General features: G+C 65.0%; 17 protein-coding genes. 6 read left to right on the top strand and 11 right to left on the bottom strand.

The features are described 5' to 3' along the window. Positions 1 to 5: 5 nt before the first annotated feature. Genes M2432_RS14250 through M2432_RS14230 form a run of 5 tightly spaced genes read right to left on the bottom strand, consistent with a single transcriptional unit; the run spans position 6 to position 6510 of the window. Positions 6 to 1316, bottom strand: a complete 1311-nt coding sequence (locus M2432_RS14250; protein ID WP_280827463.1) for an LLM class flavin-dependent oxidoreductase — start codon at positions 1314 to 1316, stop codon at positions 6 to 8. Then, a complete protein-coding gene (locus M2432_RS14245; RefSeq protein WP_280827462.1) occupies positions 1313 to 3094 on the bottom strand; it encodes an FAD-binding protein in 1782 nt (593 codons plus the stop codon). The genes M2432_RS14250 and M2432_RS14245 overlap by 4 nt, the downstream gene beginning before the upstream one ends. Next, positions 3091 to 4008 carry a 3-carboxyethylcatechol 2,3-dioxygenase gene (locus M2432_RS14240; RefSeq protein ID WP_280827461.1) on the bottom strand — a complete coding sequence of 306 codons (918 nt, stop codon included), beginning with the start codon at positions 4006 to 4008 and terminating at the stop codon, positions 3091 to 3093. Before M2432_RS14240 ends, M2432_RS14245 begins: the two co-directional genes overlap by 4 nt. After that, positions 3953 to 5632: a bifunctional 3-(3-hydroxy-phenyl)propionate/3-hydroxycinnamic acid hydroxylase gene (locus M2432_RS14235; RefSeq protein WP_280827460.1), complete on the bottom strand. Its 1680-nt coding sequence runs from the start codon at positions 5630 to 5632 to the stop codon at positions 3953 to 3955. Before M2432_RS14235 ends, M2432_RS14240 begins: the two co-directional genes overlap by 56 nt. Further along, positions 5629 to 6510, bottom strand: a complete 882-nt coding sequence (locus tag M2432_RS14230) for an alpha/beta hydrolase (protein ID WP_280827459.1) — start codon at positions 6508 to 6510, stop codon at positions 5629 to 5631. Before M2432_RS14230 ends, M2432_RS14235 begins: the two co-directional genes overlap by 4 nt. 122 nt (positions 6511 to 6632) lie before the next feature. On the opposite strand from M2432_RS14230, the gene M2432_RS14225 reads away from it, so the two are divergent. Together M2432_RS14225 and M2432_RS14220 are read left to right on the top strand one after the other, a co-directional pair. Then, positions 6633 to 7343: a helix-turn-helix domain-containing protein gene (locus M2432_RS14225; RefSeq protein ID WP_280827458.1), complete on the top strand. Its 711-nt coding sequence runs from the start codon at positions 6633 to 6635 to the stop codon at positions 7341 to 7343. A 42-nt stretch (positions 7344 to 7385) separates the two neighbouring features. After that, on the top strand, positions 7386 to 9023 hold the full coding sequence (locus tag M2432_RS14220; protein ID WP_280827457.1) for an FAD-dependent oxidoreductase: 1638 nt from the start codon (positions 7386 to 7388) through the stop codon (positions 9021 to 9023). Positions 9024 to 9227: 204 nt separating this feature from the next. On the opposite strand, the gene M2432_RS14215 is transcribed toward M2432_RS14220, so the two are convergent. The 4 genes from M2432_RS14215 to meaB all read right to left on the bottom strand — a co-directional run bounded on the left by M2432_RS14215 (position 9228) and on the right by meaB (position 12773). Continuing rightward, a complete protein-coding gene (locus tag M2432_RS14215) occupies positions 9228 to 10136 on the bottom strand; it encodes an enoyl-CoA hydratase (protein WP_280827456.1) in 909 nt (302 codons plus the stop codon). A gap of 88 nt (positions 10137 to 10224) precedes the next feature. Beyond that, positions 10225 to 11370 carry a thiolase family protein gene (locus tag M2432_RS14210; protein ID WP_280827455.1) on the bottom strand — a complete coding sequence of 382 codons (1146 nt, stop codon included), beginning with the start codon at positions 11368 to 11370 and terminating at the stop codon, positions 10225 to 10227. Between the two features lie 25 nt (positions 11371 to 11395). Beyond that, positions 11396 to 11809 (bottom strand): OB-fold domain-containing protein, encoded by a 414-nt coding sequence (locus M2432_RS14205; RefSeq protein WP_280827454.1) that lies wholly within the window; start codon positions 11807 to 11809, stop codon positions 11396 to 11398. 52 nt (positions 11810 to 11861) lie between these two features. Beyond that, positions 11862 to 12773: a methylmalonyl Co-A mutase-associated GTPase MeaB gene (meaB, locus tag M2432_RS14200; protein ID WP_280827453.1), complete on the bottom strand. Its 912-nt coding sequence runs from the start codon at positions 12771 to 12773 to the stop codon at positions 11862 to 11864. A gap of 129 nt (positions 12774 to 12902) precedes the next feature. Between meaB and M2432_RS14195 the strand changes: the two genes are divergently transcribed. Both M2432_RS14195 and M2432_RS14190 read left to right on the top strand, forming a co-directional pair. After that, positions 12903 to 13667 (top strand): SDR family NAD(P)-dependent oxidoreductase, encoded by a 765-nt coding sequence (locus tag M2432_RS14195; protein ID WP_280827452.1) that lies wholly within the window; start codon positions 12903 to 12905, stop codon positions 13665 to 13667. Beyond that, complete coding sequence (locus M2432_RS14190) at positions 13667 to 14401, top strand: SDR family NAD(P)-dependent oxidoreductase (protein WP_280827451.1); 735 nt, start codon at positions 13667 to 13669, stop codon at positions 14399 to 14401. Before M2432_RS14195 ends, M2432_RS14190 begins: the two co-directional genes overlap by 1 nt. 10 nt (positions 14402 to 14411) lie before the next feature. Here M2432_RS14190 and M2432_RS14185 read toward each other — a convergent pair whose 3' ends face one another. Then, a complete protein-coding gene (locus tag M2432_RS14185; RefSeq protein WP_280827450.1) occupies positions 14412 to 14714 on the bottom strand; it encodes a hypothetical protein in 303 nt (100 codons plus the stop codon). A 141-nt stretch (positions 14715 to 14855) separates the two neighbouring features. On the opposite strand from M2432_RS14185, the gene M2432_RS14180 reads away from it, so the two are divergent. Next, positions 14856 to 15593 (top strand): response regulator transcription factor, encoded by a 738-nt coding sequence (locus tag M2432_RS14180; protein WP_280827449.1) that lies wholly within the window; start codon positions 14856 to 14858, stop codon positions 15591 to 15593. Beyond that, positions 15593 to 16711: an ATP-binding protein gene (locus tag M2432_RS14175; protein WP_280827448.1), complete on the top strand. Its 1119-nt coding sequence runs from the start codon at positions 15593 to 15595 to the stop codon at positions 16709 to 16711. Before M2432_RS14180 ends, M2432_RS14175 begins: the two co-directional genes overlap by 1 nt. 15 nt (positions 16712 to 16726) lie before the next feature. On the opposite strand, the gene M2432_RS14170 is transcribed toward M2432_RS14175, so the two are convergent. Further along, positions 16727 to 17491: an enoyl-CoA hydratase/isomerase family protein gene (locus M2432_RS14170; RefSeq protein WP_280827447.1), complete on the bottom strand. Its 765-nt coding sequence runs from the start codon at positions 17489 to 17491 to the stop codon at positions 16727 to 16729. Between the last annotated feature and the right edge of the window lie 62 nt (positions 17492 to 17553).

The raw sequence follows: 17553 nt of genomic DNA, 5'->3' as shown, positions 1-17553 counted from the left end.
CGGGTTCAGCTGGCGGCCTCGCGTGCCGCCTTCTCAGCCTGGGCGGCCTTGACGCGACCCTCGTTGATCTCGGCCATGGCCTCAGGGATCTCACCGGCAGTGAACTTTCCGCCCCGGCCGGTGGGCAGGCCACCGAACGAATAGTTCTCGTCGAAAGCTGGTGCGTGCCAAGCCTGACGACGGGCCTCGACCTTCTCGATCACCGGCTCCAGACGCCGCGCCTTGGCGTCCACGGCCTTCTCGTCGCGCTCGATGAACTCGGGCAGGATTTCCTTGCCCATGATCTCGATGGACTCCATGGTGCCTTCGTGGCTGCGCGGGTTGAGCAGCAGGATGATCTCGTCGACGCCGCTGGCCTCGTAGCTGCGCAGGAACTCGCGTACGGTCTCGGGCGAGCCGATGGCGCCGCGGCCGGGGCCGTAAGCCAGGGTCGGATCTTCCTTGACGGCTTCCTGGTAGCGCTCCCAGACCTTGGTACGGCCGGGGGTGTGCATGCCGGTCAGGTAGTAGTGCATGATGCCGAACGAGAAGAAGCCGCCGCCGGTGCCCAGGCGCTTGAGGGCCTCTTCATCGGTGCGCGCCACCATCATCGACAGGTCGCCGCCGATGGCGAGGATGTTCGGGTTGATCATCGGGGTGACCGGCGCGCCGGCCTCCTCGAACTCCTTGTAGTAGCCGTCGACCCGGTCCTTGAGCGCTTCGGGGCCGGTGTAGGCGAAACTCAGTGCACCGATGGCCTTTTGAGCTGCCATCTGAACCGACGCCGGGCGGGTGCAGGCGACCCAGACCGGAGGGTGCGGCTTCTGCAGGGGCTTGGGGATCACGTTGCGGGCGGGCATATCGACGTGCTCACCCTTGAAGCCGGTGAACGGTTCCTCGACCATGCAGCGGATCGAAACCTCAAGGGCCTCTTCCCATTGCGCACGCTTGTCAGCCGGATCGATGTTGAACCCGCCCAGCTCGGCGACGGACGAACCTTCACCGGTACCGAATTCGACGCGGCCGTTGGACAGGTGGTCCAGGGTGGCGATGCGCTCGGCGATACGTGCCGGGTGGTTGATGGGTGGCGGCAGGTGCATCACGCCGAAGCCCAGGCGAATGTCCTTGGTGCGCTGGCTGGCCGCGGCCAGGAACATCTCCGGCGCGGTGGAGTGGCAGTACTCCTCCAGGAAGTGGTGCTCGGTGAGCCAGACGGTGGAGAAGCCGGCCTTGTCCGCGGCCTCGACCTCGGTGAGGCCGTGCTGGAACAGCTGGTGCTCGTCGTCTTCGGACCACGGCCGCGGTAGCGGGAATTCGTAGAACAGGGAAATTTTCACTTGGTTACCTCCTGAGATTGGTGTGCGATGTGTTTGGCTGCCACGTAGCCGAAAGTCATTGCCGGGCCGATGGTTGCGCCGGCCCCGGCATAGCTGCGGCCCATCACGGCAGCGGTGGCGTTACCGGTGGCATACAGGCCGTCGATCACCGTGTCGTCCTCGCGGAGCACCCGGGCGTGCTCGTCGGTCCGCAGGCCACCGGATGTGCCCAGGTCACCAAGGATGATCTGGAACGCGTAGTACGGACCCTTCCCCAGCGGCAGCAGGTTGGGATTGGGCAGGGTCGGGTCCCCGTAATAGTTGTCGTATGCGCTGTCACCCCGATTGAAATCGTCGTCGTGTCCGCCTGCGGCCAACTTGTTGAACCGGTCGGCGGTTGCCCGCAATTGTGCCGGTGGCACCCCGATCTTCGTCGCGAGTTCCTCGAAGCTGTTGGCTTCCTTGACAATTCCGGAGTCAAGCCAGGCCTTCGGCACCTTGCGTCCGGTCGGTACCGGCGCGAACGGGACTTTCGGGATCGGCAGGTGCCCGCCCACCACATACTTGTGGAACGACCGGATATCGGTGATCAACCAGCATGGGATGGTCTCGACACCGGCGCGCTGGCCCTCGATCATGGCGTGCGCGAAATCCATGTACGGCGCGGCTTCGTTGATGAACCGCTTGCCCTCGCCGTTGACCACGAATTGAGCGGGCATCATGCGCTCGTTGAGCATGAACTGGAGCCGGCCGTCCGGCCAGCACATTGCCGGGAACCACCAGGCTTCGTCGAGCAGATCGACTGCAGCGCCGACCTTCTCGCCGGCCCGGATGCCGTCACCCATCGAGGCCGGGTTGCCGAAGCTCCAGTCCTTACCGGAGCCGGCGATCTCCTGCACCCGGTTGAGTTCGGGCAGATGCTCCAGCCGCCAGGTCATGTCGTGATCGAAACCGCCACTGGCGATGACCACTCCGCCGCGGGCGCGGATCCGTATCGGCTTGCCGTCGCGCTCTACCACCGCGCCGACCACCCGGCCGTCGAGGTCGGTGATGAGTTCGGTCATCGGGGCGCTGAGCCACATCGGAACGTTGTGCTCGCCCAACGCCAACCGCATCCGGGCCATCAGCGACTGGCCGATCGCGGCCATCCGGTCGCCGAAAACGTGCGCCCGCACCATCCGCCAGATCAGCTTGAGCAGCACGGCCTTGCCCCGCCAGTTCTGCCGAACCTGGTAGAACAGCCGAAGATCCTTGGGCGCAAACCAAATTCCGCGCGGCGCCAAGGCAAGCGGAGCCAACAGGTTCTGTTCCTCGGGGCCGAGCACCCGCAAGTCGATCTCGGGCACGTTGATGGTGCTGCCCCGTTCGGAGCCACCCGGCAGTTCCGGGTAGTAGTCGGCATAGCCCGGCTTCCAGACGAATTGCATCCACTTGCTGGAACGCTCGAGGAAGTCCATCATCTTCGGCGCTTCGTCGACGTAGGCGTGCAGCCGTGCGTCACTGACCAGCCCGCCGGTGATCTGCTTGAGGTATTCGAAAACCCCGTTCAGATCGATGTGATAGCCGGCGCGGACCTGGGACGGTGCCCCGGGGATCCAGACGCCGCCGCCGGAGAGCGCAGTCGAGCCACCGAACTTCGCCGACTTCTCGACGATCAGTGCGTCCAGTCCGCTGCCCTTGGCTGCCAGCGCTGCGGTCATGCCGCCGCCACCGGAACCGACTACCAGTACATCGACCTCGTGGTCGTACGCTTCGCTACTCAAGTTGGCTTGAATTGCGCGATCCGCTTCGCTACTCACGCCGGCACCGCCACCCGAATCGCAAACCCCGCCAACAGTTCCTCCGCCTCCCGGTAATAGCCGAATGTGCTCCGATAGCCACCCGCTGTCGCCAGGGCTGAATAGGCCGCAACCCACGTACGCACCTCATGCGCCGAGTTGCCCGCGGTTTCAGCGATCCATTCGTTGGTCCAGCCGTCGACCTCGTCGATCCGGCCGGAGTCCAGCAGGTCCAGCAGTGCCCGGTCCCATTCCGGGTTCAGCGGGTGCAATTGGCTGTCGCCATGGGCGAATTCATGTGCGGCCGTCATCACGGTCTGCTGGCGGGCCATGCGGCCCTCGGCACTCATCGGTTCGCCGTGCACGATTCGACCGTGCGCGGCGGGCGGCGCGGTGGCCAGTGTCGGCACCGGCGGATCATGCGACAGCCCACCGGAGCCCACGATCAGCACGCGCTTGCCCAATCCGGAGAGGAACTCCCCGACCGCGGCGCCGAGCGCCCGTACCCGACGAATCGGCCCTAAGGGCGTGGCCACCGAGTTGATGAAGATCGGGATCACCGGCTTGGCGGTGGCGTCACCGAACAGTCCCTGCAGGGGCTGCACGGTGCCGTGGTCGACGTCCATCGCCGCGGACAGCGCGACATCGACCCCTGCCTCCATGACGGACGAAACACATTGGGTGGCAAGCTCACTGGGCACGTTCAGCGGTCCGCTCTGGGTGCCGTAATCGCCGACTCCGGACGCTGCGATCCCGATCGCGAACGGCGGCATGGTGCGGTAGAAGAACCCGTTGTAGTGGTCCGGCGAGAAGATGACGACCAGCTCGGGGTCGAAGGCCCGTACGGCGTCGCGGGCCTGCGCAATGGCTCCGTAGATGTCATCCAGCAGCTCCGGTGATGGTCCCGGCAGATTCAGCAGCGGGCTGTGCGACATGCAGCACAGAGCCAGTTGCGTTTCCATGAGAGCCTCCCGGCGTGAGATGCAGGACCTTGGCCAGCTTGTCGCTGAGTTCGGGTGCCAATTGGGCAATTCCGGCCGCGGCGATGCATCGGTCCGGCCGAAGGAACAGCACCGATTCGGCATGGCCGTCAAACCATGTTTTGAGCGCACCGGTGCGATCGCCGACGATGACGACCTCGGGGTCGTCGTGGCCGGTCCAGTTCAGCTGGGTGCTCGGGCGGACCGCGACGAACGTCGCACCGAAGCTGCGCCACAATGCGAAGGCTTCTTCGCCCAGCAGTTTTCGCGGGTTGTTGTTCCAGCTGAGGATAGCGAAACCCGTACCGAGTACGTCGTCGAGCAAGACGTTCTGCTTATCGCGGGTGTCCACCCGGGGCTGGATGAACAAGGTGCCGGCCGGTGCGGTGTCGGTCGGTTTCGTGAGGTGCACCACCGCGCCCTGCTCGTAGCGCGGCATCGGCTTGAACCGCATCTCCAGGATGTAACGCTTGAGGGTGGGAACCACTGCAGCGGCACGAATCACCGCGTCCCGCAATGCCGCAACACGACGACCCGTCGGTGAGATGACACGACCAACCAGGGTGGAAAGGTCGATCATGGCGCGGGCGTGCTTGCGCCGTTCGATGTCGTAGGTGTCCAACAGTGCGTCACCGGCTTGCCCGTTGACAACTGCGGACAGCTTCCAGCCCAAGTTGAAGGCATCGCGGATGCCGCTGTTGTAGCCCTGGCCCTGCCATACCGGCATCAGATGGGCCGCATCACCGGCCAGCAGCATCCGGTCCTTGCGGAACGTTCCGGCGATCCTCGAGTGGTGGGTGTAGACGCGGTGCCGGATCACCTCGACGCGTTCGGGGTACGGCACGAACGGCTTGAGCATCCGGGCGATGAACTCGGGCTGTTCGACCTGTTCGTCGGATTCGTCGGCATGGATCATGAACTCGAACCGGCGGATACCGTGCGCAATGGAAATGCAGGCATACGGGCGGGAGGGATCGGCACCGACCTCACTGTTGGGATGCCCCAGTGGATCGGTGGCGACATCGATGACCAGCCAACGGGTTTCGGACGTCGTTCCCTCGAAGCTCACACCCATGATGTGCCGGGTGGCGCTGCGCCCACCATCGCATCCGACCACATATTTGGCGCGCACCGGCTCAGCACCGTCGATCTCAACGGTGACCCCGTCGGCGTCCTGAGTGCAGGTCGACATTTGGGTGCCCCAGCGCACATTCACGTGTTCGAAGCGTTCCAGGCCGCGCAGTAACTCGGCGTCGACCATCGGCTGCACGAAGCCGTTACGCCGGGGCCAGCCGTAAAGCGGGTTGGCCGGAGCCATTTCGGCCAGTAGTCGGCGCTTGCCGTCGTAGAACCGCAGGATCTGGTTGGGCACGGTGTGCGGCAACACGTTGTCCACCACGCCGATCGACTGGAATGCCCGCAGCGACTCGTCGTCCAGCCCGACGCCGCGAGGGTAGTCGATCAGGCAGTCGCGCTCCTCGATGAGGAGCGTCCGAATGCCCTGCAGGCCCAGGATGTTCGCCAGTGTCAGCCCCACCGGGCCGGCGCCGACGATCACGACATCCACGGAATCGGTCACGCGTCGCGCCCCAGCAGGAAGTCGATATGGATCTTGTTGAACTCGGTCGGATCTTCGTACTGCGGCCAGTGACCACAGTCGGGCATCACGATGAACCGGGCGCCCGGGATCATCTCGGAGATGCGTCGGCCTTCACTGACGTCTGCAGTCGGGTCGTCGCTGGTCCACAGCACCAGGGTCGGGGCCTTGATGGCACCGTATTCGTTGGGGCCCAGCAGGTTCCGCTGCCGGATGACCGGGTCCTGCAGAGCCATGATGTCGCTCATCGCGGCCACGAAGCCCGGCAGTTGATAGATATGCTGCCGGCTGGCGACGATGTCGTCATAGTCCTTGGACTTGTCGGCCATCAGCCACTTGATCCGGGCCTGCACGGTTTCCCATGACGGGTTCTCCGCAGCCGCCATGGACAGCGTGATGATCCGCTTCATAACCTCGGGGTCGGCCTGCGATCCGCCGGCGGTGTTCAGCACCAGGCGCTCGATGCGGTGGGGATGGTCGGAGGCGGCTCGGGCCGCCACCCAGCCACCAAGCGATTCACCGGACAGGTACACCTTGTCGGCACCGATGGTGTCGAAGAACGCGATCAGGTGATCGACGTAGTGCGAGACCTCAAGCAGATGGCCGGGCTTGTCGGTGTAACCGTGGCCCAGCATGTCGATGGACCAGGTCGAGAAGTGCTCGGCGTGGGCCTCGAGATTGCGCACGTAGGCCTCGGCGTGGCCGCCGGATCCGTGCAGCAGCACCAGGGTTGGCTTGCTCTTGCCACCGGCGTGCAGGTAGCGGGTACGCACCCCCGCGACATCGAGGTAGCCCTGCGAGAACGCGACGCCCTGGAGATCACTCCAGATGCTCTCGAACTTGCGCTCGGACACCTCCATGCGGCCCCGCCTCCTTATAGTTACCCGCTATCTATAGCGGAAATGACATTCTCTTGTTCTGCAATCGATATGTGCTAATATCGCACTATCATGTGCACTATGTATAGAGCATCACTCTCCTGATGGCCGCTGTCAAGGCCGTGGACGGAAACGCCGTAGACAAAGCGGCGGTCGGGTCACAGACCCTGAGCCGGGGACTCAGTGCACTCCAGGCCGTGTCCACGTCCCCCGCCGGAGTGACCGCACAACAGGTTGCCGATCACGTCGGCGTGCACCGGACCATCGCCTACCGACTGCTGTCCACGCTGGTACAGCACCGCTACATCACCAAGGGCGAAGACGGGCGCTACCGGCCCGCCGCGGCACTGGCTGCGCTCGGTGCGTCCTTTGACAACAACCTGCGCCAGTTGTGCGTCCCGACCCTGCGCACGCTGGCCGATGACCTCGGCGCAACAGTCTCGCTGCTGGTGGCCGAAGGCGACCAGCAGGTAGCCATCGCCGTCATCGTGCCGACACTGGTCTTCTACCAACTGACATTTCACGAAGGCAGCCGTGAACCCCTGGATCGGGGCGCCGCCGGCGTTGCGCTACTGTCCAGCATGGCGCCACGCCCGGACGAACGTGAGTTGGTTCCGCAGACCCGCGAACAAGGCTGGGTTATCACCCACGGCGAGATCGAACCAGATACCTTCGGATTGGCCGTTCCGGTCCGCCGGCGTCCTCCGTCACCTCCGACCTGCATCAACGTCATATCGCACCGCGAGGACGTTCTGTTGAAGGGCAGAGACACCGTTATCGCGGCCGCGCAGCGGTTGACGGACATACTGAGCTGATTCGTCTGCTGATCATTCAGCCGACCGAAAGGATTTGGGCCCGTGAGCAATTGGGATCGTGAGGTCGACGTCGTCGTACTCGGCACCGGCGGGGCCGGCTTGACCGCGGCGCTGACGGCGGCGGTCAACGGCGCCGAGGTGGCGGTGTACGAAAAGGCCGCAACGATCGGTGGCACGACGGCGGTGTCCGGTGGTATCGCCTGGATTCCGGCGCACAACCGGGCCGCCGGTGGTGAGCTGACCGTCGAGGATGCCCTCAAGTATCTGGAAGCCCAGTCGCTCGGCGCCATGGACACGGCACTGGTCGAGACCTTCGTCCGCACCGGGCCTCAGATGTTGGACTTCATCGAGGCACACAGCGATCTGAAGTTCGAGGTGGCCGAGGGCTTCCCCGACTACAAGCCCGAACTGCCCGGTGGACAACCCGGCGGTGGTCGCTCCCTGAATGCCAAGCCGTTCAATCTGGCCGAAGTCGGCGACTGGCGCGACCGCATCACCTCATTTCCGGCCGACTTCAGCAATGTCGGTATCGACGCCGAAACCCGCGCTCGCATCCACGCCGTCGTCGATGACGCCGACGTATGCGTGGCCGGCACCGCGCTGATCGCCGGGCTGCTCAAAGGGCTGCTGGACCGCGGCATCGTGCCGGTGACCGAGGCCCGCGCGCTCGAGTTGTATGCCGCCGACGGCCGGATCACCGGCGTGCGGATCAACGTGGGCGGCATGGAGATCCGCGTCGGTGCTCGCCGCGGCGTGGTGCTGGCCACCGGCGGGTTCGAGTGGGATGACGAGCTGGTCGACGCCTATCTTCGGGGCCCCATGCATGGACCGGTGTCCCCGCCCAACAACACCGGCGACGGCCTGCGGATGGCCATGGCGCAGGGTGCCGATCTGGCCAACATGGGCGAGGCCTGGTGGGTGCCCATCGTGCAGATCCCTGGTGACACCTTCGAGGGCAAGCCACGCAGCCGCAGCGTACGCCTGGAGCGCACTCGTCCGCGCAGCATCATCGTCAACCGGGCCGGGCGACGTTTCCTGAACGAAGCCGGCGAATACAACTCGATGGCCGGGCCGTTCCATCACCTCGATCCGCGGTTCGGCTACCTGAACGACCCGGCCTGGATCGTTTTCGACTCACTGCACCTGAAGAAGTACGGATTTCTCGGCGTCGATCCCGAAGGGGCCGGGGCGAGCGGAGCGACGGGGAGCGACGAAGTGCCGGACTGGTTCTGCCAGTCGGCCACCCTCGAAGAGCTGGAGGCCAAGACCGGTATCTCGGCGGCGGGTCTGGCCGCCACCCTCGCGGCGTGGAATGCCAACGTGGCCAACGAGGTTGACCCTGACTTTGGCCGCGGCTCCAGCGCATACGACGGGTACTGGGGCGACGCCGCCGGAGCAACCCCGGCGCTGAAGACCCTCGGTCCCATCGACACCGCCCCGTACTTCGCCGTGCCCGTGACCGTCGGTGCGATGGGCACCAAGGGTGGGCCACGCACCGACCGCGATGGCGCCGTACGCCACGTAAACGGATCGGTGATCCCGGGGCTGTATGCGGCGGGCAATGCAATGGCCGGAGTCACCGGCAAGGCCTACGGCGGCGCCGGCGGAACCCTCGGTCCGGCAATGGTTTTCGGTTACCGCAGCGGATACGCCGCCGCGACCGGCGAGTCAGCGTCCTAGCGGATTCTGTGCGCTCCGCCGGTGCGGCCGCCTCTGGTCACATCTGCCTCATGGGTCCCTACTGGAGAACCAGGTAGATTTGCCCGCCTCGGTGCGACAACTTCGTTGCAGCACAACGGTTGTCGCACAGAGGCGGGCATAACTGACCTCGCGTAACGACGGGACTGATGTGGCCCGTGTGGTTTGCGACCGCAGCCAAAGAACCTACGGCTGGTCTTTGACCGCAGCCTTCGGCGGGCCGGCGGTCTTCCAGTCCTCCAGACCGTCCTCGGCCAATCCGACCGGGAAACTGTTCTCGTGCACCTGCGCCCAGTGGCTGTGATTCAGCTGGTGCATGGTGAAGCAGGCGTGCAGCGAGTTGTAGAAACCCTGGTTGTCCTGCGTCTGGTTCACCGATTCCTTGATCAGCAGCGCGGCCATGGTCGGCACCTTGGCGATCCGGCGGGCGAATTCCAGGGTCTTGTCGGCCAATTCCTCGGCCGGGAAGACCTTGGACACCATGCCCAGGGCGTGCGCCTCTTCCACCGACAGGGTATCGCCGGTGAGCATCAGTTCCTTGGTCTTACGGGGCCCGAATTCCCAAGGGTGCGCGAAGTATTCGACACCGCACATGCCCAGCCGGGTGCCCACCACGTCGGCGAAGCGGGTGTTGTCGGCGGCCACGATCAGGTCACACGACCACATCAGCATCAACGCCGCGGCGTACACGTCACCGTGTACCGAGGCGACGGTGATCTTGCGCAGATTCCGCCAGCGGAGGGTGTTCTCGAAGAAGTAGTGCCATTCCTGAATCATCAGGCTCTCGGCGCCCTGACGGGTGGCGCCGTTACCCCGGAAGCTGGGGTGCTGATCCGGGCCCGGCATGTATTCGCTGCGCTGCTCGGCCGACCCCAGGTCATGGCCGGAGGAGAACATCGGACCGTTGCCGCCCAGGATCACCACGCGGACGGTGTCGTCTTCTTCGGCGCGCAGGAACGCGTCATGCAGATCCACCAGTAGACCGCGGTTCTGCGCGTTGCGCGCCTGCGGCCGGTTCAGCATGATCCGGGCGATGGTGCCCTCGTCCAGGGTTTCGTACGTGACGTACTTGTACTCAACGTTTTCTGCAGCCATGAGGGCACCTTTCCTTAAGTCCATGGGAAGACGCAAATGTCCCGCAACACGCTGTGTTTCGGGACATTTGAGTCTGCTCGCGAGAAAACTACAGCGACAGGATGGTCGCCGATGCGGTGCCCGGCGCGCCGTAGACCTGGGCCAGGCCGACCCGCGGGTTACCAGGTACCTGACGGTCGCCGGCCTCGCCACGCAGCTGACGCACCAACTCGTGCATCTGCCGCAGGCCTGAGGCACCGATCGGCTCGCCGTTGGCGATCAGCCCGCCGTCGGTGTTGATCGGCAGCGAGCCGCCGATCTCGGTGGCGCCGTCGGCCAACAGCTTCTCCTGCTCGCCGTCGGCGCACAGTCCGGTCTCGGCCATGTGGATGACCTCGGCACCGGCGTCGGTGTCCTGCAGCTGTGCGATGTCGACGTCCTCGGGGCCGATGCCGGCTGCCTCGTAAGCCGCACGCGCGGCGTAGACGGTGGGCGCGACGTCCTCGTCCAGCAGAGCCGACGTTGCGTGCACCTCGTACGCGCCGGCGGTCCGAGTGCGAATCTCGCTGGCCCGCACGTAGATCGGCTTGTCGGTGTACTTGTGCGCGATGTCAGCGCGGCACATGATGATTGCCGCGGCGCCCTCGTCAGGCGCACAGAACATGTACTGCCGCAGCGGGTAGTTCAGCACCGGCGAGGCCATGATCTCCTCGACCGAGATCTCCTTGCGCCGGAACGCATTCGGGTTCAGCACACCGTTACGGAAATTCTTGTTGGCCACTCGTGCCAACGTCTCCTCGGAGATGTTGTGCTTGTGGATGTAGTGGTTGGCCTTCATCCCGAAGAACTTGGTGGTGACGAACTGACCGTTGTTGGCGTACCACTGCGGCAGCGCAAGCTTGGCCGGGTCGTCGGTGAAAGCACCGCGCGGGTGCTTGTCCATACCGATCGCAATGCCGATGTCGTACTTGCCCAGACGAATGGTGTCGGCAGTCTGCTGGATGGCACTGGCCGCCGTCGCACACGCGTTGAACACGTTGGTGAACGTGATGCCGGTCAGACCGACCAGGCGGGTCACCGCGTCCGGGTTCGACACCTCATAGCTGCCACCGAAACCGAACTGGATGTCCTTCCACTCCAACTTGGCGTCGGCCAACGCAGCCTGGATGGCCTCGGCGCCCATCTCCATCGCGGTCTTCTCGAACCGGCCGAACGGATGGATTCCGACACCGATGATCGCTACATCGCTAGACACTGTGAAACCTCTCGGAACGTCTCGATTAAACCGGCTGGAACCAGAAGGTCACCAGCTCATTGCCCTCGTCATCGGTGGCGAAGGGAGCCATGGTCAGCTCGACCTCCATGCCGAATTCCAGCTTGGCCGGGTCGTTTTCGGTCAAGCGGCCCTCGACGCGGACCACGTCGCCGAGTTGAACCAGACCGACGCCGAACGGGACGAAGTCCTTGCCGGTCGGGCCGGCATACGGCGCTCCCGGCGGGAAGCCCTGCGTGGTCCAGGCGATCACCTTGCCGCGGCGCGGCAGCAGCAGATCGGCCATCTCGGCCTTGCTGCACTTGGGGCAGTACTGCTGCTTGGGGAAGACCGTCGCCGCGCAGGCACCGCACTGACTGCCGATGAGCTGCGGGTTTTCGTCGGGCCAGGTGGAAATCTCGGGGGCAAGTGGCTTCTGCATGAGGTTCCTCAAATACGCCGGAAGAATACGTTGGCGAAATCGTACAACACCATTACTGGAAACCGGTAACCCCATTCTCATCAGTGTGGTGATTGAGGTTGAGCAGCCGCGCGGTCGCCGTATACACATCGATCTCACCTGTGGCGATCCCCGCCGAGAGCACGTCGAGTTGGGTGTGATTACGCAGCGCGCTCTGCGCCAACGACAGCAGTTGGGCGCGGGCTCGGGCCGCCCGCCGCTCAGGGGTGTCGGCGCGGTGATGGTCGTCGATGGCCTCGACCAACTCGTCGATGCCCTGGTTTTGGGCCGCAACGATTTTCAGGATGGGGGCATCGGTTTCTGCATGCAGGTCGCGCACCGTTTGATCGGCCCCCTCGCGGTCGGCCTTGTTGACCGCGACGATGTCGGCGACCTCGAGCAGTCCGGCCTTGGCGGCCTGGATCGCGTCACCCGCGCCAGGGTTGAGGATCACCACCGCCGGCTCGGCAACCGCCGCGATCTCGATCTCGGACTGCCCGACGCCTACCGTCTCGATGAGAATGACGTCGTAGGCCAGCGCGCCGAGCAATCCGATCGCCGCCGGCACTGCCGCTGCCAGTCCACCCAGGTGACCCCGGGCAGCAACCGATCGAATCAGCACATCGGAGTCATTGATGTGCTGGGCCATCCGGATCCGGTCACCGAGCAGCGCTCCCCCGCTGTACGGCGACGACGGATCGACGGCCAGGACGGCAACCCGTCGCCCGCGCGCCCGGTAGGCCGCCACCAGCACCGCGATGGTCGTCGACTTGCCCGCTCCCGGCGGTCCGGTGATGCCGATGACACGCACCGGCGCGGGCTCGATAGCCTCGAGAACCTCTGCACGCCGATCACTTTCAACCAGACTGAGCAGCCGGCCGGCGGCACGCACCGATCCACCACGTGCCGCGGCAATGAGGTCGGAGACTGACTTTTGTTCGGCCATCTACCGCGAGCCTATGCCGCAGGGTCCGACCGCGTTCACGGCTTTCAGCACTGAGCTTATTCCTCCCGATCTAGCATGAGAATGCTATTCTCTCAAGCTGAGAGTCTGAGTTGCAAGAAGGGAAATGGCATGGAAATCGCAGGTACTTCCGCGATCGTCGTCGGCGGAGCCGGCGGACTCGGTGAAGCCACCGTACGCAGGCTGCACGCGGCGGGCTCCAAGGTCGTCATCGCCGACCTTGCCGACGAGAAGGGCAAGGAGCTCGAAGCCGAGCTCGGCGTGAAGTATGTGCGCACCGATGCCACCTCCGAAGAATCGGTCAACGCCGCAATCGCGGAGGCGCAAGCACTTGCACCGCTGCGTATTTCGGTCGATACCCACGGTGGCCCAGCAGCGGGCGGTCGGTTGATCGGCAAAGACGGCTCGCCGCTGGACCTCGAGGGCTTCGAGAAGACCATCAAGTTCTATCTGACGGCGGTGTTCAACGTGCTGCGCCTGTCGGCCGCGGCCATCGCGCAGACCGAGCCGCTCGAGGAGGGCGCCCGCGGCGTCATCATCAACACGGCCTCGATCGCCGGATACGAAGGTCAGATTGGCCAGCTACCGTACGCGGCAGCCAAGGGCGGTGTGCTGGGCATGACCCTGGTTGCCGCTCGTGACCTGTCCCCCTTGGGGATTCGCGTCGTCACCATTGCGCCAGGCACCATCAACACCCCGGCCTACGGCAAGGCCGCTGACCAGCTTGAGCAGTACTGGGGTCCGCAGGTGCCTTTCCCGAAGCGCATGGGCCGTTCCACCGAGTACGCCCAGCTGGCGCAGAGCATCGCCGAGAACGATTACCTCAACGGCGAGATCATCCGCCTCGACGGCGCACTGCGGTTCCCCCCGCGGTAATGACGCTCGACGGGAAGGTCGCGTTCGTCGCCGGCGCCAGCCGCGGCATCGGGGCGACCATTGCCGCAGCGCTGGCCGCCGAAGGAGCCGCGGTAGCGGTGGCCGCCCGATCCGAGGAGCAGGGTCGTTTGCCCGGCACCATCGGGTCGGTGGCCGCCGGCATTGCCGAAGCGGGCGGCCGCGCGCTGCCGGTGCCGTGCGATGTCACCAGCGAAGAATCGGTGGAAGCGGCTGTCGCAGCGACAGTTTCGGAGTTCGGTGGCATCGACATCCTGGTGGCCAACGCCGGTGTGCTGTGGCTGGGACCCATCGAGTCCACGCCGCTCAAGCGCTGGCAGCGGTGCCTGGATGTCAATCTGACCGGTGTCTTCCTGGTGACCAAGGCGGTAATCCCACACGTACGAGCGCGCGGTGGTGGTTCATTGATGGCCATCACCACCACCGGAGTCGGGATGCCCGGCGCCAACGCCTACTGGGTGTCCAAGGCCGCGGCCGAGCGGTTGTATCTCGGGTTGGCCGCCGACCTCAAAGACGACAACATCGCGGTGAACTGTCTGAGCCCGTCGCGGGTCGTCCTCACCGAAGGCTGGCAGGCCGGCGGTGGCGGCATCGAGGTGCCGCCGGAGTACGTGGAACCGCCCGAGGCGATGGGCCGTGCCGCAGTGCTTTTGGCAGCTCAGGATGGAACGGGCATCACCGGGACGGTGCAGCGTTCCGAAGAGATGTCGTTGTAGCGCCTGCCGCTCAGGAGTCCGACGCGCAGTCGACGTCGACGTAAACGTTGGTGATCACCCGCGAATCGGCGCGCTGCGTCAGGGCATCGGCCGCGTCGGGCAGGCCGTGGACGTCGGTCACCGTACATCCTGACAACGGCCCGCTCGGGGTGCCGTCGACCTGAACGTTGTAGCCCTCGCTACGCAGCGTGCCGATGACGTCCGAAGCATTGTTACCCGACGCGCTCGCGGCCTGCGCCAGACCTGCGCCAGTGAGTGCTGCCGTCGTCAGAGCAGCGGCAGCGGTGGAGACCAAAACAATCTTGCTGAACATGGTGGTTTCCCTTCGTGGGTGGTGCTCATTGACGACTCCAAGCGTCGAATCGGCCGACAAGGGTTCCGCGATGAAACGATGAAGATTCGTTAAAGAAGCCACCTCCGACCACGTCTTTAGATCGACCAGGCCCGAGCGCGGGTGCACTATGAGCAGGTGAACGCCACCGAAGTCACGCAGGGTCTGCGCGCACTGGTCGTTGACGATGAGGCGGCGCTCGCCGACGTAGTCGCCAGCTATCTGCGCCGCGAGCAGTTCGACGTCACGGTGGCGGCCGATGGACTGTCGGCGGTGACTGCGGCGCGGGAAACCGACCCCGACGTCGTCATCCTCGACATCGGTCTGCCGGGCCTCGACGGCATCGAGGTGTGCCGTCAACTGCGTGTCTTCTCCGATGCCTATGTCGTCATGCTGACCGCCCGGGACACCGAAATCGACACCATCGTGGGATTGTCGGTGGGCGCCGACGACTACGTGACCAAGCCGTTCAGCCCGCGCGAGTTGGTGGCCCGCATCCGCGCGATGTTGCGCCGGCCGCGTCGAGAAGCCGAACCTGCAGTCGATGCGACCGGGACACCGCCGCGGGTGTTCGGCGATCTCCACATCGACCTGGAGAGTCGGCAGACGCACCTGGGCGGATCACCGATCATGCTGACCCGCACGGAATTCGACGTGCTGGTTACGCTGTCGTCGCGGCCCCGACAGGTGTGGACCCGGCGCCAACTGCTGGAGGCCGTGTGGGGTGAATCGTGGTTCGGCAACGACAACGTCGTCGACGTTCATGTCGGCCATCTGCGACGCAAACTCGGTGACAACTCCGCCGAGCCACGCTATGTCACCACGGTGCGCGGCGTCGGCTACCGGATGGGAGAAGGCTGATGGCCGTTCCGGACCCGAAACATCCACGCAGCCGGCGCGGAATTCAGACGCGGCTGCTGATCACCAACGCAGTGGTGGTCATCGCGGCGATAGCCACCACGAGCACCGTCGCAATATTGATCGGCCCGCCCATGTTCCGACGTGTGATGCGGGACGTGCTGATCCCCGGACGCACCGGTCCCCACCCCTACGAGCACACCTTCCGGCAGGCAACCGCGGTGGCAGTGGGCATTTCACTGGCCGTCGCGGCCACCACGGCGTTGGCGCTGAGCTGGTACCTCAGCCGCCGAATGCACCGCTCGACCACTGAACTCGCAGCTGCCGCTACCGCAGTCGCCAACGGCGACTACGACATTCGCGTCTCACCACCACACTTGGGCACGGAGTTCGACGCCATCGCGGATGCCTTCAACACGATGGCCGAACAGCTCGGTGCGGTGGAGACGACCCGGCGTCAGCTGCTGGCCGATCTGGCCCACGAACTCCGTACCCCGGTGTCGGTGATCGACGCGTACCTTGAATCAGTCGAGGACGGTATCCATCCCCTCGACCAAACCACGATCGCCGTCTTACGAGACCAGACCCGACGGTTGGCCCGACTCAGCTCCGATGTGCGAGCGCTGACCGAAGCCGAACGCGACGCCGCGCAACTCGATGCGCAGCACGTCTCCCCCGCTGCGCTGATCACCACTGCGGTGGATGCTTTTGCAGCACCGTACCGCACCAAAGGCGTTCTGCTGACGTCGCATAGCGACCCGCACTTGCCCGAGCTGTGGGCCGATCCGCAGCGGCTCGATCAGGTGCTGGCGAACCTGCTGACCAATGCGCTGCGGCACACCGCTGAAGGCGGAACGGTCCGGGTGACGGCGAGCTCAACCGACGGCGTAGTACGCATCCGGGTCGCAGATGACGGCGACGGCATCGCCGCCGAGCATCTGCCCCGTCTGTTCGAACGGTTCTACCGCGCCGATTCCGCCCGCGACCGGGCCCACGGCGGCTCAGGCATCGGGTTGTCGATCGCCAAAGCCCTTGTCGAAGCCCACCATGGCCACATCACAGCGGCAAGTGGCGGCGTCGGCAGTGGCGCCACCTTCACCGTCGAGTTACCCCGCGGCTGATGCGTGGGAACCGCGCTAGTTCTTCGCTATCAGCCCGTCCACGATCCGGTTGAAGTCGGCGGTTCCGAACGACACGTACTCGGCCAAGTTGGCGTAATCCAGCGACGCCATCACCTTCTGCTCGAGCTGGATGTTCATCAGCCGCTTGGTCGCCTCGACGGCCTGCTTGGGCAGCTCCACGAGCTTGCGCGCGCACGCGATTGCCTCAGCCAGCGGATCCTCGACGACGTGGTTGCACAGTCCGAGTTCGAGTGCGCGCTCAGCCTTGATCCGAGTGGCGGTCAGCGCGAACTCCTTGGCCTGCAACAGAGAAATCTGCGAACCCCAGACCAGCGGGCCACCATCAGCAGCGACCAGACCGATCTGCACATGCGGATCGGCGAAGTGCGCGCCCGGCGCCATGTAGACGATGTCCGACAGCGCGGCCAGGCTACAACCCAGGCCCACAGCCGGACCGTTCACCGCGGCGACCACCGGAATCCGGCAGCGCACCATGCCGATGACCAGGTCCCGACCGTGCTTGATGGTCTTCTGCCGCAACGCCTCGTCGCGACGCAGTTCGTCGAGGTAGTTGAAGTCGCCGCCGGCCGAAAAGGCCCGTCCCGCACCGGTGATCACGGCCGCACGTGCCGAGGCATCCTCGTTGAGTTCTTCCCAGATCCTCGCCAGGCCCACGTGCAGATTGTCATTGACGGCGTTGAGCGCATCGGGCCTGTTGAGGGTGATGATGCGCAGGTCGCCGTCGGCCTTGACATCGATTTCATCTGGCATTCCGTACATTCAGTCTCCTACTGGTCCAAATCGTTCTTCGCGCAAGCGCTCATCTAGTCCGAATGTTCTTC

Source organism: Mycobacterium sp. OTB74 (assembly GCF_029892685.1).
In the GTDB taxonomy this organism is placed as follows: domain Bacteria; phylum Actinomycetota; class Actinomycetes; order Mycobacteriales; family Mycobacteriaceae; genus Mycobacterium.
This window is presented reverse-complemented; position numbering and strand designations above follow the sequence as displayed.

Coding starts and splice junctions, on each gene's coding strand:
- M2432_RS14240 (WP_280827461.1), bottom strand. CDS start 4,008: ATGTCGCACAGCCCGCTGCTGAATCTGCCGGGACCATCACCGGAGCTG.
- M2432_RS14230 (WP_280827459.1), bottom strand. CDS start 6,510: ATGGAGGTGTCCGAGCGCAAGTTCGAGAGCATCTGGAGTGATCTCCAG.
- M2432_RS14225 (WP_280827458.1), top strand. CDS start 6,633: ATGGCCGCTGTCAAGGCCGTGGACGGAAACGCCGTAGACAAAGCGGCG.
- M2432_RS14215 (WP_280827456.1), bottom strand. CDS start 10,136: ATGGCTGCAGAAAACGTTGAGTACAAGTACGTCACGTACGAAACCCTG.
- M2432_RS14205 (WP_280827454.1), bottom strand. CDS start 11,809: ATGCAGAAGCCACTTGCCCCCGAGATTTCCACCTGGCCCGACGAAAAC.
- meaB (WP_280827453.1), bottom strand. CDS start 12,773: ATGGCCGAACAAAAGTCAGTCTCCGACCTCATTGCCGCGGCACGTGGT.
- M2432_RS14195 (WP_280827452.1), top strand. CDS start 12,903: ATGGAAATCGCAGGTACTTCCGCGATCGTCGTCGGCGGAGCCGGCGGA.
- M2432_RS14190 (WP_280827451.1), top strand. CDS start 13,667: ATGACGCTCGACGGGAAGGTCGCGTTCGTCGCCGGCGCCAGCCGCGGC.
- M2432_RS14185 (WP_280827450.1), bottom strand. CDS start 14,714: ATGTTCAGCAAGATTGTTTTGGTCTCCACCGCTGCCGCTGCTCTGACG.
- M2432_RS14175 (WP_280827448.1), top strand. CDS start 15,593: ATGGCCGTTCCGGACCCGAAACATCCACGCAGCCGGCGCGGAATTCAG.
- M2432_RS14170 (WP_280827447.1), bottom strand. CDS start 17,491: ATGTACGGAATGCCAGATGAAATCGATGTCAAGGCCGACGGCGACCTG.